Consider the following 15,029-nt stretch of genomic DNA (forward strand, 5'->3'; position numbering starts at 1 on the left):
GCCTTCTTTCGCAGACATGTCCGCCCCCCTATTCCGCAAGTGCCGGCTGAGGCACGACAGCCTCGTCGGCTTCCGTCACATCATCTTTGATGGTGCGATAGACGTTGTAGATCATGATGAGTGCACCCACGAGGTAGAGCGTGCCGCCTACCGCCCGGATGATGTACTGGATGTGCATGGCCTCGACGGTTTCGATGAAGGAGTACTCCAGGAAGCCGAGCGAGTTGTATGCGCGCCACCACAGGCCCTGCAGGATGCCGGCTGCCCACATCGAGGTGATGTAGAGAATGATGCCTATGGTCGCGATCCAGAAGTGCCAGTCGACCAGGGTCTTGGAGAACATGCCCTTCTTCTTCCACAGCCAGGGAACCAGGCAGTAGATGGCGCCGAAGGAGATGAAGCCGACCCAGCCCAGGGCACCGGAGTGCACGTGGCCAATGGTCCAGTCGGTGTAGTGCGACAGCGAGTTCACAGCGCGGATCGACATCACCGGACCTTCAAAGGTCGACATGCCGTAGAAGGCGACCGAGAGCACCAGCATGCGGACCACCGGATCGGTGCGCAGCTTGTCCCAGGCGCCCGACAGCGTCATCAGGCCGTTGATCATGCCACCCCAGGACGGCATCCACAGCATGATCGAGAAGGTCATGCCCAGCGTCTGCGCCCACTCCGGCAGGGCCGTGTAGTGCAGGTGGTGCGGACCCGCCCAGATATAGATGAAAATCAGCGACCAGAAGTGGATGATCGAGAGCCGGTAGGAATAGACCGGACGGTTCACCCGCTTGGGAATGAAGTAATACATGATCCCCAGGAAGCCGGCGGTCAGGAAGAAGCCGACCGCGTTGTGGCCATACCACCACTGGGTCAGGGCGTCCTGGACCCCGGCGAAAGCCGAGTAGCTGCGCGAGCCGAAGAAATCGACCGGCATGGCCAGGTTATTGACCACATGCAGCATGGCGATGGTGAGGATGAAGGCGAGGAAGAACCAGTTGGCCACATAGATGTGCGGCTCCTTGCGCTTCCACAGCGTCCCCAGGAAGACCAGGAGATAGGCGACCCAGACAATGGTCAGCCACAGGTCGGCATACCATTCCGGCTCGGCGTATTCCTTGCCCTGGGTGATGCCGATCAGATAGCCCGATGCGGCAATGACGATGAAGAAATGATACCCCCAGAAGACGAACCAGGGCCAGATACCGCCTGCTAGGCGCGTCCGGCAGGTGCGCTGCACCGCGTAGAAGGAGGTCGCGATAAGCACATTACCGCCGAAAGCAAAGATCACGGCGGAGGTGTGCAAGGGACGCAGACGGCCGAAATTGGTGAAGCCGAATTGCTCGATATTGAGCACCGGGAAGGCCATCTGGAAGGCGATGACGACACCGACCAGCAAACCGGCCGCGCCCCAGAAGAGCGCCGCGATAACCCCGGCTTTGATAATGTCTTCGCTATATTCGCGCTGATCGGTGATGATGCCGCCGCGCGCGATCGCGCCGACGACGAGGAAGATCCCGACCAGGAATCCCCCCAAAATTAGCCAGGACTGGCCCTTCATGGCCGCGTCTGGCGCGTGAGCCGCCGCGAAGAGCGCCCAGAGCGCTCCTAAAACGGTGATAAGTCCAACCGCAACAAGGCTTATATCTGCCCCGCTGCGTTGAAGTGATTGCGACGAAGTCATCGACGCCCCCGGATTTCTATTGCCTACCGCACCGGGTTACGCGGGCCTATCCGCAAAATCTGTATGGCAATTTGTCGCTGTTCCGCAAAATAAGTATGGCATTTTGTCGCGACCCTCACCGCGCGGGTATCGCGCCGTCGCTTTTATACAACAAAATGATTCTGGTTACTAAATGGAGATTGCCTAGCGACGGTAATCTGGGCCACACTGCGTATCTGTGAGGAGCGAGTATAACGCTTCCGCAAGACCGGGGAGCGTTGTTACCGAACCACGTTCGCAGGGGGAATATAATGCTGTCTCAGACACACACGTTCGAATCCGATGCCGAAGTTCTGGCCTTCCAAAAACGTGTCCTGAGGTTCTTGACCCGCTTGGAAAATGAAGATCCGGGCGGAGCGGAATGCCTGTTCCTGACCAATCGCAAGACCGTTCGCCGCCGCCTGGTGCAGATCGAGGCGACGAGCCACGACACGCTGGCCGCGTTCAATCGTTTCCTGGAAAGCGATCAGGAGCGGATGCCGGCGATGGCACAGGCGGTCTGACCGCCCGCACCCAGAGAATCACTTCAGCTCAGACAATCGCCGCGGCTTAGAGAATGGACTGGCCGGTCTTGGCCCAGTCCGCCATGAAGGCTTCCAGCCCTTTATCCGTCAGCTGATGCTTGACCAGGCCTTTGAGCACGGACGGCGGCACGGTCGCCACATCGGCGCCGGCAATCGCACATTCCTGTACATGCGCCGCAGAGCGGATCGACGCCGCCAGGATTTCAGTCTCGAAGCCGTAATTATCGTAGATCGCGCGCAGATCGTGGATCAGCTCCATCCCGTCGACACCGAGATCATCGAGCCGGCCGATAAAGGGCGAGATGAAGGTCGCCCCCGCCTTCGCGGCCAGCAGGCCCTGATTGGCCGAAAAACACAGCGTGACATTGGTCTGAACACCGTCTGAGACCAGACGGCGGCACGCCTTGAGGCCATCCCAGGTGAGCGGCAGCTTGACCACGACATTATCTGCCAGCTTGGCCAGCTTGAGACCCTCGACCACCATCTGGTCAGAGTCCATCGCGGTCACTTCGGCGCTCACGGGACCATCGACCAGTGCGCAGATCTCCTTGATCACCTCGATGAAATCGCGGCCCGACTTCATGATCAGGGACGGGTTGGTGGTCACGCCGTCAAGCAGGCCGACCTCCGCCATATCGCGGATTTCTGCGGTATCTGCGGTGTCGATGAAGAATTTCATGAGAGTGGCCATTCCTTGTTTGCGCTGACCGCGCATGTGCCATGATACGGATTAAAGGTCGAGCACCTTATCGGGCCGGATCAGCTCCAGACCGGGAGCTGGCTAGGCGCCAGCGAAAACCCGGCCGGCCATTCGCCGGATAAAGGCTTCGGTGCGCTCCGGCTGGGTGATCAGCGGCATGTGGCCGACACCTTCGAGCACTTCCAGGTCGAGATCCTCCCGGGCCGCCTGGATCGGCGCAATATGCGTCTTCCAGTGCAGGATGCGGTCACCATCGCCATACAGCATGCCCATCGGATGGGTGAGCTCGTGATAGCGCGACTGCACCGTCCGCATTTCCGGCGGCACGGCATGCAGATCCGTCGCCGCCGCATAGAAGGCCTCCGGACGCAAGGAGAGCAGCGAACCGCCCCGGGTGCGAAAATCCTCCGGTGCCGGTTCCGGACCAAAGACCTCAGCCAGAGCCTTGTCACCATTGCGGATCGTCATCGGCACGGCCAGCGTACCGGCCACCAGGCGCCGCACGCCGGGATTGGCGATATTGATCGACTCAAAAGCGCCCGGCGCATCATCCTGCTCCGCGGTCAGCGGCGAGATCATGGCCAGTCCACCGACGCGTTCAGGATGATTGAGCGCCAGGAACAGCGATAGCGCCCCGCCCAGGGAGTGACCGACGATCAGGGGCTTCTCAATGCCTTCGCGCTCCAGAAACTCTGCCACCATGGCGGCCTGTTCAGGCAGTCGCGCACGGTCATCCGCATCGCGGGTGGAATAACCACATCCCGGCCGGTCCAGGGCGATAACGCGATAATCATCGGCCAGGGCACCGGTCATGGCATAGGTGAAATTGTGCAGATTGCCGGCCAGGCCATGGATCATGACGATCGGCTGGCCTTTACCGGCTTCGACGAAATGAATCACTCCGCCGTCCACAGCCGTCTTGCGACCGGCCGGCGGCAGGGCTTCTTCCACCTTGGCGCCGACATTGCGGGAAAACAGCGCAAAGCCGGTGCCCGCGGCCAGGAAGGCAAAAACGACCAGGCCCAGAAGTCCCAATATCCAAAGGCTCATCAGCTTGCTTCCTGTTTGTTGGCAACGCCGAGACGGCCTTGCATGAAGCGCCAGTAATTCGACGGCATGAGTTTTTCGAACCAGGCCAGAAGATGCGCATCACGTCCGACAAGCACCCGCGGTTTGCGCCGCTCGACGCCGCGCAGAATGATCTCAGCGGCCTGTGGTGGCGGCATGACCAGATTCTCCGCCGCCTGTTTCTGTCCCGCTTCGATTTCCTCAGCGGTATTGTGCGCCGACATGCGGGCATTCTTGGCGATCGATGTATTGACCCCACCCGGATGCACCGTGGTGACCTTGATCGGATCATCCAGCATCTCGTGCCGCAAGGCATCGGAGAAACCGCGCACACCAAATTTTGACGCCGAATAGGCGGTCTGGCCGGCCGGGGCTATCACCCCGAAAATACTGGATATGTTGGTGATATGACCTTCACCGCTGCGTCGCATCAGGGGCAGGAAGGCGCGCGTCATGCGGATCGGGCCCCAGAAATTGATGCCGATCAGCCACTCGAAATCCGCTTCCGAAATCTGCTCGAACCGCCCGCCGGCGGCCACGCCCGCATTGTTGAACAGGAGATGGGCCGCACCATGCTCGGCTTCGACCGCGTCCGCGAAGGCCTTGATCGCCTCCTTGTCGCCGACATCGACAATATGCGTGGTGACCTTGCGCTCATTCGAGCGCAGCGCTGCCGCGGTTTCCTCCAGGCCGTCCGCATTGATATCGGCCAGGGCGAGATCACAGCCCCGCGCTGCCAGAGCCTGGGCCAGGGCGCGGCCGATACCGCTGGCCGCCCCGGTGATCACCGCTGTCTTGCCGGCGAAGGACAGGCGCGCGCTCATTCTGCGGCCGCCAGTTCGCGCGGCGCCGAGGCCCCCTCGCCGCTTTTGCAGTAGAACTGCAGAGCGCCGTCTTCCAGCTTGCCATAGCGGATCGCCAGCATGTCCTGGATATAGTTCTGATAGGTCCGCCAGGGCGGCTCAACGCCCTGTTTGGGCAGGTAGGGTTCGGCCCGTTTGATATAGCCCGATTGCAGGTTGAGGAGCGGCTGCGTCTCAATCCCTTCAGGCGGCTCGGGCACACAATAATCATAACCCTTGGCGTCCATGTGATTGAGCAGACGGCAGACCCGCTCGCAGGTCAGGTCAATCTTCAAGGTCCAGGACGCATTGGTGTAACCGAAGGCCAGCGCCAGATTGGGCAATTGGCTGAGCATCATGCCGCGATAGCTGACGGTCTCGGGCGGGCTGATCTCGCGTCCGTCGACCTGCATTGCCATGCCGCCGGCGAGCAGCATTTCCAGCCCGGTCGCCGGGATAATCAGGTCCGCTTCGAGATGTTCACCGGATTTGAGCTGAATACCGGTCTTGGTGAAGCGCTCGATCTGATCGGTGACGACCGAGGCCTCGCCCTTTTTAAGCGACTGGAAGAAATCGCCATCCGGCGCCGCGCAGAAGCGCTCATCCCAGGGATTATACTTTGGGGTGAAGTGCTTATCGATGTCGTAGTCGTCGCCGAGCTCATCGCGAATATATTTGTGAACCTGGTTTTTCACCCAACCCGGCCAGCGCTGGGCGATCTCGAAAAAGATAATTGAGATCAGGACATTCTTGATCCGAGTTGCCGAATAGGCCGCCTTGCTCGGCATGACTTTGCGCAGGAAGTTCGCCACCGGATCGACCGAGGGGCGCGGTGCGATATAGGTCGGCGAACGCTGCAGCATGGTCACATGCCCGGCCTTCTCCGCCATCGCCGGCACCAGGGTGACCGCCGTCGCCCCCGAGCCGATGATCACCACCTTCTTGCCGGTATAATCATAATCCTCGCGCCAGTGCTGGGGATGAATGATGTCACCGGCGAATTCCTTCTCGCCCTCCCAGTGCACGACATGGCCGTGATCATAGCGGTAATAGCCCGAACACATCATCAAGAAGCGGCACTCCACCTTCACCCGCTCGCCCGTATCGGTGCGCTTGGCCTCCACTTCCCAGCGCGCGGTCCGGGAATTCCAGTTGGAGGAAAGGACGCGATGCTTGAAGCGGATATGCGGGGTGATGCCGGACTCGTCGGCAGTTTCCTTGACGTAATTGCGGATCGCCGGCCCATCGGCAAACACCTTGCCGTCTTCCCAGGGTTTGAAGGCATAGCCGAATGTGTGCATGTCGCTATCCGAGCGAATACCGGGATAGCGGAACAAGTCCCAGGTCCCGCCCATGCCGTCGCGCGCCTCGAAGATCATATAGCTCTTGCCGGGCGCACGGCGCTGGAGATGATGCGCCGCCCCGACGCCGGACACGCCCGCGCCGACGATCAGAACATCGACATATTCGGCCATCGCTTCACTCATGATCACTCTCCACCTGGCAAGCCCCTCCCGGCTCGCAGCCGGCGAAAGTGAACACTGTTCGCTGATCGATGACAAGGGTGCGGGCGGGCGAGCTGCGGTCGCTGCATAGCCGGAGACAGAATGGTCCGTATTCCCGTTCATCCATTGTCAAACCGGATATGCTTAATAAGCTGCCAGAGAAGTTGAGCGGGGCAGGTATTGACCGGCGATCACGTCATCTCAATTGAGGCCAAGAACCGGATCCTGGGGCGGACATGCCTGTCCTTCGCAGTGGTCTTGTTGGTCTACCTCTCGCTGATCACAGTGCTGATGCCCGGCATCTCACCGGCCAAGATCGTTGGCTTTGTGGCCACGAGCATTTTTGCCCTGCTCTCGGTTTCGGCCTGGCGGCAGTGGAATTACAGCCTCACCGCCCACAGCTTTATCATCACAGCCCAGCTAACCGCCTTTCTCGCCTCGACCAGTAATGGCGGCGTCACCGGCTATGTGACGCCCTTCATTATCGCAGCACCCCTGGCCGCCGGATATTTCCTCTCCGCCCGGGCCGCCCTGATCTATGGCGGGCTGGCCGTCCTGTCCTTTATCGGCCTGTGGCTGCTGGAACCGACCGGCATCATCCGGGCCACGCCTTATTCCGACGAGGCGGTGAAGATCGCCAGCGTGATCCTGTTGTCGACGACCACGATCTTCGCCCTCGTCCTGGTCATCGGCTTTTCCATGGCCATGCGCCGCATGCTGGAGGAATCGCGCCAGGCCGAGCGCGCGAAGACGACCTTCCTGGCCAATATGAGCCATGAAATCCGCACGCCCATGAACGGCATTCTCGGCCTGCTCGATCTGGCGCGTTCCAGCAAGACCGGAACCGCGTCGCATGAACATGTCGAGATCATGCATTCGTCTGCCCGCACTCTGGTGGCCGTACTCGACGATATTCTCGACATATCCAAGCTGGAACAGGGCGCGATCGAGATCATACCCATGCCGACCGACGTCAATGCCCTGTGCCGCGACGTGCTGAGCCTGTTCAAGGCCAAGGTGGAAAACACCGATGTCTCGCTTGAGCTCGACTACTGCGAAGCCCTGCCCCACTGGATCGAGCTCGACCCGACGCGGGTGCGACAAGTGTTATGGAACCTGGTCGGCAATGCCGTGAAATTCACCGAGACCGGCAGCGTGACCCTGATCGTCGACCGCGATCCGGAACTTGAAAACACCCTGCGCTTCAGCGTCCGCGATACCGGGATCGGCATGACCGAGCAGGCGCGCGCTCAGATTTTCCAGCGCTTCATGCAGGCCGATGCCTCGACCACGCGGCGCTATGGCGGCACCGGGCTGGGTCTGTCGATCTGCCGGGACCTCGTGTCACTGATGAATGGCGATATCGGTGTGGAAAGCGCCAAAGGGAAAGGCTCAACCTTCTGGTTCAACCTGCCGATCGACGATCTGGCAGACGCACCGCGGCAGGAACACACCGAGCCGGCGGCGACAAAACCGGCTCAGCGCACCGCGCGCCGCGTGCTCGTTGTCGACGATCAATCGATCAACCGGACTGTTGCCGGTAGTCTCCTCGGGCATCTCGGGCATCAGGTGGAAACCGCTGCCAGCGGTGCTGAGGGGGTCGCCAAAGCCCGCGAGACCGCTTTCGACATCATCTTGATGGATATCCACATGCCGGAGATGGACGGGTTGGCCGCAACCGCGGCCCTGCTCGCCGATGCCGGCCTGTCGACCGGCGCGCCGATCATCGCCCTGACGGCCAGCGCCATGGAAGAAGACCGCCAGACCTATCTGGCCGCCGGTATGTCCGGCCTGCTGGGCAAGCCGGTCCAGATTTCCGATCTCGACGCCATGATCGCCGCGCATACCGGCGCAGCCGATGCCATGAAGCAAGCGCTCTAGACGGCCTATTCGGCTGCGACTTCGACCGCCTTGCCGCCAGCGTCGCGGGCTTCTGCCTCGAGCTTGTTGCGCATCCAGTTCGGCGTCTTGGTAAAGCGGCCAAGCACGCCATAGGCGACCGGAACAACGAACAGGGTGAAGACCGTGGCAACGGCGACGCCCGAGAAGATGACCACACCAATGGTAATCCGGCTTTCCGAGCCCGGACCGGTGGCCAGCACCAGCGGGGCCGCTCCGATCGCTGTCGACAGGCCGGTCATCAAAATGGGCCGGAAGCGGGTTTCCGCTGCATCCAGTGTGGCGGTCAGAAGGTCACGCCCATCTTCGCGCAGCTGGTTGGCGAATTCGACGATGAGAATACCGTTCTTCGCCGCCAGTCCGATCAGAATGACCAGGCCGATCTGGGAGTAGATGTTCAGGCTGGACCCGATCATCTCGAGGCCGAACAGCCCGCCGGCAATCGCCAGCGGTACCGTCAGCATGATCACCAGCGGCTGGATCAGGCTTTCAAACTGTGCGGCCAGAACGAGGAAGACGATCAACAGGGCCATGCCGAAAGCAAACAGGAGGGCCTGGTTGGCCTCGAGGAATTCCTTGGCCCCGCCAAGGAAACTCGTCCCCATCTCCGGCGCCAGCTCGCGTGCGGCCCAGTCATCCAGCCAGTCCACCGCATCACCCAGATTATAGCCCTCGTCCAGAGTGGCTGAAATGGTGATCGCGCGCTGCCGGTCGACCCGGTTGCGCGAGGAGGCTTCGCCGACTTCGCGCACACTGACCAGATTGGAAAGCGGGATGAGACGATTATCGCGGCCGGACACGTAGAGCGTCTCCAGGTCCTGGGCGCTGGCGCGTTCCTCGCGCCGGTTCTCCATGATCACGTTATAGGCTTCGCCCCGCTCGATGAACTGGCCGACACGGCGCGATCCGAGATGGGTCTGCAGCGTCGTGCCGATGTCAGCGACCGACACGCCCAGCGCGGCCGCGCGTTCGCGGTCAATATCGACCACCAGGCGCGGGCTTGTCGGCTGATAGTTCTTTCGTGCACGAAGAAGATTGGGATTCTCCGCCCGGATAGCCATCAAAAGCCGCTCGGCCTCGGCATCAATAGCGGCATAGTCGGGCCCCTGGATAACAAAGGAAATATCGTCGCCATTGCCGCCGCCCCGGATCGAGGAGCGCATGGATGCAAAGGCCCGCACGCCCGTAAGCTGGGCAAAGCGGCCATTAATCTCGCCGACAATCGCCCCGCCCGGACGGCGCTCATCCCAGGGCACCATCGTGCCGATGACAATGCCGGAATTGAAACCGGAACCACCCCAGCCCGGCGCCACGACCAGGACACGGCGCAGCTCATCGCGCTCGATATAGTCGAGCATGATGTCTTCGATCTGGTCCGCCTGACCGGACATATAGTCAAAGCTTGCGCCTTCAGGTCCGGAGAAAAATCCGAAGAAACCGCCACGATCCTCCGGCGGCGTGAGCTCGCCCGGCAACCGGTTGAGCAACAGCCCGGAACCGCCAATGGCCACCAGGACCAGCGGCACGGCCATCCAGGGGGCTTTCAGCGCAATCTCCAGACTGGAGCGGTAGCTGGCCCGCAAACGCTTGACCAGGCCATCAACCCATTTCGCTGGTCCACGCGCCTCGCGGGTCGGGCGCAGGAGTTTCGAAGCCATCATCGGTGACAGGGTCAGGGCGACGAAGCTGGAGATCACCACCGCCGCGGCAATGGTCAGAGACAGCTCGGTAAACAGCCGGCCGATAAAGCCCGGCAGGAAGACCAGGGGGACAAACACAGCAACCAGCACCGCCGTCGTCGCCACAACCGCGAAAAATACCTGGCGTCCGCCACGCAGCGAGGCCAGAGCCGGCCCCTCGCCCATATCCACACGGCGCTGGATATTTTCCAGCACGACGATGGAATCATCCACCACCAGGCCGATCGCCAGGACCAGGGCCAGCAGGGTCAGGATATTGATCGAGAAACCCGCCCAAGCGAGCGCCGCAAACACGCCGATCAGGCACACAGGAACCACCGCAGCAGGGATGATTGCGGCCCGGAATGAGCCCAGGAAGAGGTAGATAACGAACACAACCAGCGTCGCGGCGACCAGCAGGGTGCGCCAGACTTCCTTGATCGACTCCTCGATAAACACGGTGTCGTCGGACGCGACGATCAGGCTCATGCCCTCCGGCAGCGTATTGCGAACCCGTGCCGCGACTTCTTCGATACGGTCGGCGACCTCCACGGAATTGGCCTGGCTTTGACGCACAAAGCCCAGCCCGATCATGTTATTGCCATTACCCCGGAACAGCGTTCGGCTCTGCTCCGCCTCGCGGGAAACCTCAGCGACCTCGGCCAGGCGAATGATGTGTCCATCCTCGCCGCGCCCGACCGGCAGGCGGGCAAAGCTCTCCGGATCACCGAAAATACGTTCGACGCGCACGACAATCTGGGTATCGGGTGTTTCCACCGAGCCGCCCGGAACCTCGACATTCTGGGTCCGCAATGCCTGTTCGATATCGCTGACGGTAATCCCCCGGGCCGCCATGGCCCGCGGATCAAGCCAGATGCGGATGGCATAGCGGCGCTCGCCGCCAAGCCGGACCTGGGCGATACCGTCGATCACGCTGAAACGGTCCACCATGGTCCGCGCGGCATAGTCCGACAGCTCTTCCGAGGTCATCCGGTCGGACATCAGCGAGTACCACATGAAGGGCCGCGCATCGCCGTCCTGCTTGCGCACTTCGATGGTCTCGACATCCTGCGGCAGACGATCCACCGCACGCGAAACCGCATCGCGCACATCATTGGCGGCGGCCTCGATATCGCGCTCGAGTGTGAACGTGATGGAGACGCTGGCGCTGCCATCACGTGAAGACGAGGTGATGGTGTCGATCCCGTCAATGCCGGAAAGCTGATCCTCGATAATCTGCGTCACGCGGTTCTCGACCACTTCCGCATTGGCCCCGGGATAGGCTGCGGAGACCGAGACGATGGGTTGGTCCACATCTGGCAGTTCGCGCAATGGCAGCTCACGCAGCCCCAGCACCCCGAAAACAACAATCAGTGCACTCGCGACAAAGGCCAGGACCGGGCGGCGAACGGCAATATCAGACAGGGTCATTGCGGGCTCGTCTGGCTGGCGGCGATGCCGGCGGTGTTACCGCCGCCGGCCGGTTCGCTGCGTTCGGTAATGGACACGCGCATGCCTTCGCGCACGCGGTGCACACCATCGCGCACGATCAGCACACCGTCTTCCACGCCCGCGCTGACCTCCACCATTCCGCCTTCACGGCGTCCGATCTCGATACGGCGGCGCTCGATCCGGGCGGCCTCGCCCTCTTCGATCAGGACGAAGACAAAACTGTCGTCGAGATAGCGGGTGATCGCCGAACCGGGGATGGCCGGGGAGCGGCGGACATCGCGCTCGATCTCGACCGCCATGAGCTGGCCCGGCAACAGACGGCCATCGTCATTGGCAATTTCCGCCCGCACAGTGACCGCTCGCGTGACCGGGTCGATCCGGCTGTCGATCTGGGCAATGGCCCCGGCAAACACCTCGCCCGGATAAGCGGAAGTCACTGCCTCGATCGGAAGGCCGGGCCGCAGCGAGGCCAGGAAGCGTTCCGGAACAGTAAAATCGAGCTTGATGATGCGCGTATCATCAAGGCTGGTGATAGCATCGCCCGGCCGGACCAGACCGCCAACACTGACCTCACGCAGACCAACAATGCCGGAAAACGGAGCCCGGACAATGCGATCGGCCAATTGCGCCTCCAGCGAAGAAACCCTGGCCCGGGCCCGGCTGACCGTAGCGTTGACCTCATCGAGCCGCTGCCGCGAGGCGATACCGCGCTCGACCAAGCCATTGACGCGATCATACTCACTGCCCGCCTCACGCAAGGTCGCGCGCGCTTCTGCCAGACCGGCCGCCTCTTCGGTATCGGTGAGTTCGACCAGGATATCCCCGGCCTCGACCCGCTGGCCGCTGTCGAAATAGAGCGCCGAGATCGTGTCCGACACCCGCGCCGTAATCGTCACGGTCTCGTCTGCGCGTGCTGTTCCGAGCGCTTCGACGATGTCGGCGAAGTCCTGGTCACGCACCGTATGCGCCGCCACCGGCATGGTCCGGCCACCCCATCCGCCGCGCGTTTGCGGTTCAGGCGTCAGCACGCGGAAAGCGACGATGGCGGTCATTGCGGCAAAAGCCACCAGAACGGCGATAAGAAAAGCAGCACGGCGCATAGGGAAACTCCTTTGAGCCCGGATATGTCTCAAAAAGTCTCGGTTTCAACGCCTGAATTCAGCTTAATCTGTGCCCCGGCAAAACAGAACAAGGCTCGGTTATTTTATGCGCGCCCCTTAAACCCGGCAGGGAAGTGTGGTTCAGTTTCAAGCAAGTACCAGGTTTGCGCACAGGGACTCCCATACATGGAGCTTGAACGGCTATTCCTAAACGTCCCCTCATTGCTGGGGACGGCGACCAAGGATGGATTATTTGTTCATCTCAGCCCTCACTGGAGCAATGTGCTGGGCTACCCGCTTGAGGAATTGGAAGGCACACCCTGGTTGGACTTCGTCCATCCCGACGATGTCGAAGCCACGGTGAGTATCGGTAAGAACTCGGTCGCAGGCCGGTCGATTCTCAACTTCACCAACCGCTACAGGAAGTCGAACGGCGAATATATCTGGCTCGACTGGGCCAGTTCCGTCGGTGATGACGACATCATTTATTTCGTCGCCACCGACATTACCGAGCGCGTGGAAAGCCAGATCCGCCTGCAAAGCATGATCACGCGCCTTGAGCTGATGGCCACGATTGCCCGGGTCGGCAGCTGGGAAGTCAGCCTCGACGATATGATCCCGCGCTGGGATGATGTGACCTGTGCCATCCATGAGGTCGAGCCGGGTTACGTGCCCAGCATGGAAGAGGCGGTCAATTTTTACGCCCCGGAGGCCCGGGACAAAATCTCCAATGCGGTCAACAATGCCGTCGAGACCGGTGATGTCTGGGAAGTCGAAGCCCCGCTAATCACCGCGAAAGGCAATCGCATCTGGGTCATGGCCAAAGGCAAGGTTGTCCGGATTGACGGCAAGCCGGTCCGCCTTGTCGGCTCGTTCCACGACATCACCGAGGCCAAGGAACGCTCCCTGGCGCTGGAAGACGCGCTCAAGCAGGCCGAAACCGCCAAGGCCGAGGCAGAAACCGCCAAGATGGCCGCTGAAGCCGCCTCCCGGGCGAAGTCACGCTTCGTGGCTAATATGAGCCATGAAATCCGCACACCGCTGAACGGCATTCTGGGCATGACCCGCATCATCAAGCGCACCGAGCTGGATGAGAAACAGCAGGGCTATGCCAAAATGCTCGAGGATTGCGGCACGGCGATGCAGAGCCTGATCGAGGACATTCTCGACATGTCGCGCATCGAAGCCGGCCAGATACAGCTTGAGCACCAGGCCTTCGATCTGCACGCCCTGCTCGACGGAACGATTTCAGTCGTCGCGCCGCAGGCCAGCCGCAAGGGTCTGCAACTGATCGCCGACCTGCCGGACAGCCTGCCCGCGGATCGTCTCGGCGATGAAAAACGTCTTCGCCAGGTCGTACTCAACCTGCTCGGCAATGCGGTCAAATTCACCGAGAAAGGCACCGTTACGCTCCGCGTCAGTGAACCTCAACCCGGCCGCATCAGGATCAGTGTTGCTGATACCGGTCCCGGGCTCGACAGGGATTTGCAGGACGCGATCTTCGACCGGTTCGCCCAGGCCGACACCTCGGCGGAACGGCGCCATGACGGTGCCGGGCTGGGCCTGTCGATCAGCCGCGAACTGGTGGGTCTGGCTGGCGGCGATATCGGTGTCAGTTCGCAGCCGGGCCAGGGGGCGGATTTCTGGTTTGAATGGCCCCTTCCCCTGGCCGAACCCGAACTCCGCCTCTCGCCGGTCAGTGGCCGGCCGGAAGTCTATGCCGCAGCCGGAGCGACCGTTTTGGTTGCCGAGGACAAGACGGTGAACTTCATGGTCATCCGCGAAGTGCTTGAACAAGGCGGATTCGAGGTCCTGCATGCCCGCAATGGGCGCGAGGCGATCGAGCTCTACAAGGAACACGATCCGGCCGTGCTCCTTCTCGATCTGCACATGCCGGAAATGAGTGGCGAGGAAGCGATCCGTCAGATCCGAAAAATTGAGTGTCGCGACACCCCCATATTCGCAGTCACCGCCGATGCAACGGCGGAAACCCGGCAACGGGTCGATGCACTCGGTATTTCCGGCTTCTTTGTCAAACCGTTCGACCCGGACGCCCTGGTGGCGGCTACCGGGGCGGCGGCACTGCAAGCCGAGCGTATCTAGACGCTCCGCTCGACCGCTTTATTCCAGCGGCCCGCCCTCCCAGCTATCGGTCTCCGGCCAGTCAATCTTTGACCAGGGCTTCTTGCACGGCACCGCAAGATAGGTCTCCGTGCCGTAACCATAGACACTGATCATCCCGTCATCGCTGTCTTCTTCGATATTGCCGGGTGAGCGGATGGCGCCGCCATAGGTGTCCTGCTTCATCTCCAGCACCCACTCGCCTTTTCGCCAGTCGAGATATTCGACATCGCGCACATCCAGTTCCCATTCATCACCATCGGCTCGGAAGGCGACGGCAAATCCACGGCACACGCTGGCGCCCTGCTGATGCAGGAAAGGCCAGCCAGACAGATCCCGCTTGGCCAGGTTTTGCGGCGGCAGGGGTTTGCTGGTCATCACACCATTCTCCTTCGGCGACCACCCCACCCTGCCCCGCATTCCCG

At 61.5% G+C, this 15,029-nt stretch carries 11 protein-coding genes; 3 read left to right on the forward strand and 8 right to left on the reverse strand.

Features of this window, described 5'->3' with window-relative positions; all coding sequences use genetic code 11:
- Nucleotides 1–28: 28 nt before the first annotated feature.
- Entirely contained in the window at nucleotides 29–1,675 is a 1,647-nt protein-coding gene (ccoN, locus tag Q1V57_RS06415) for a cytochrome-c oxidase, cbb3-type subunit I (RefSeq protein WP_366145096.1), read from the reverse strand.
- A 290-nt stretch (nucleotides 1,676–1,965) separates the two neighbouring features.
- Between ccoN and Q1V57_RS06420 the strand changes: the two genes are divergently transcribed.
- Nucleotides 1,966–2,217: a hypothetical protein gene (locus Q1V57_RS06420; RefSeq protein WP_300528792.1), complete on the forward strand. Its 252-nt coding sequence runs from the start codon at nucleotides 1,966–1,968 to the stop codon at nucleotides 2,215–2,217.
- Between the two features lie 46 nt (nucleotides 2,218–2,263).
- Here the strand turns inward: Q1V57_RS06420 and fsa are convergent, their stop codons facing one another.
- The 4 genes from fsa to Q1V57_RS06440 form a co-directional block, all read right to left on the reverse strand.
- On the reverse strand, nucleotides 2,264–2,917 hold the full coding sequence (gene fsa, locus Q1V57_RS06425) for a fructose-6-phosphate aldolase (RefSeq protein WP_366145098.1): 654 nt from the start codon (nucleotides 2,915–2,917) through the stop codon (nucleotides 2,264–2,266).
- Between the two features lie 102 nt (nucleotides 2,918–3,019).
- Nucleotides 3,020–3,988, reverse strand: coding sequence for an alpha/beta fold hydrolase (locus Q1V57_RS06430; RefSeq protein ID WP_300528796.1), 969 nt, complete (start codon nucleotides 3,986–3,988; stop codon nucleotides 3,020–3,022).
- Nucleotides 3,988–4,830: an SDR family NAD(P)-dependent oxidoreductase gene (locus tag Q1V57_RS06435; protein ID WP_300528798.1), complete on the reverse strand. Its 843-nt coding sequence runs from the start codon at nucleotides 4,828–4,830 to the stop codon at nucleotides 3,988–3,990. The genes Q1V57_RS06430 and Q1V57_RS06435 overlap by 1 nt, the downstream gene beginning before the upstream one ends.
- Entirely contained in the window at nucleotides 4,827–6,335 is a 1,509-nt protein-coding gene (locus Q1V57_RS06440; protein ID WP_300528800.1) for an NAD(P)/FAD-dependent oxidoreductase, read from the reverse strand. Before Q1V57_RS06440 ends, Q1V57_RS06435 begins: the two co-directional genes overlap by 4 nt.
- A gap of 198 nt (nucleotides 6,336–6,533) precedes the next feature.
- Here Q1V57_RS06440 and Q1V57_RS06445 point away from each other — a divergent pair, with 198 nt between their 5' ends.
- Nucleotides 6,534–8,234 carry an ATP-binding protein gene (locus Q1V57_RS06445; protein WP_300528801.1) on the forward strand — a complete coding sequence of 567 codons (1,701 nt, stop codon included), beginning with the start codon at nucleotides 6,534–6,536 and terminating at the stop codon, nucleotides 8,232–8,234.
- Nucleotides 8,235–8,239: 5 nt separating this feature from the next.
- Here Q1V57_RS06445 and Q1V57_RS06450 read toward each other — a convergent pair whose 3' ends face one another.
- Together Q1V57_RS06450 and Q1V57_RS06455 are read right to left on the reverse strand one after the other, a co-directional pair.
- Complete coding sequence (locus Q1V57_RS06450) at nucleotides 8,240–11,362, reverse strand: efflux RND transporter permease subunit (protein WP_300528803.1); 3,123 nt, start codon at nucleotides 11,360–11,362, stop codon at nucleotides 8,240–8,242.
- Nucleotides 11,359–12,483 (reverse strand): efflux RND transporter periplasmic adaptor subunit, encoded by a 1,125-nt coding sequence (locus tag Q1V57_RS06455; RefSeq protein ID WP_300528804.1) that lies wholly within the window; start codon nucleotides 12,481–12,483, stop codon nucleotides 11,359–11,361. Before Q1V57_RS06455 ends, Q1V57_RS06450 begins: the two co-directional genes overlap by 4 nt.
- 186 nt (nucleotides 12,484–12,669) lie before the next feature.
- On the opposite strand from Q1V57_RS06455, the gene Q1V57_RS06460 reads away from it, so the two are divergent.
- On the forward strand, nucleotides 12,670–14,586 hold the full coding sequence (locus Q1V57_RS06460; RefSeq protein ID WP_300528805.1) for an ATP-binding protein: 1,917 nt from the start codon (nucleotides 12,670–12,672) through the stop codon (nucleotides 14,584–14,586).
- Between the two features lie 18 nt (nucleotides 14,587–14,604).
- On the opposite strand, the gene Q1V57_RS06465 is transcribed toward Q1V57_RS06460, so the two are convergent.
- Complete coding sequence (locus Q1V57_RS06465) at nucleotides 14,605–14,982, reverse strand: hypothetical protein (protein ID WP_300528806.1); 378 nt, start codon at nucleotides 14,980–14,982, stop codon at nucleotides 14,605–14,607.
- Between the last annotated feature and the right edge of the window lie 47 nt (nucleotides 14,983–15,029).

This window comes from Maricaulis sp., from assembly GCF_030149425.1.
GTDB lineage: Bacteria > Pseudomonadota > Alphaproteobacteria > Caulobacterales > Maricaulaceae > Maricaulis.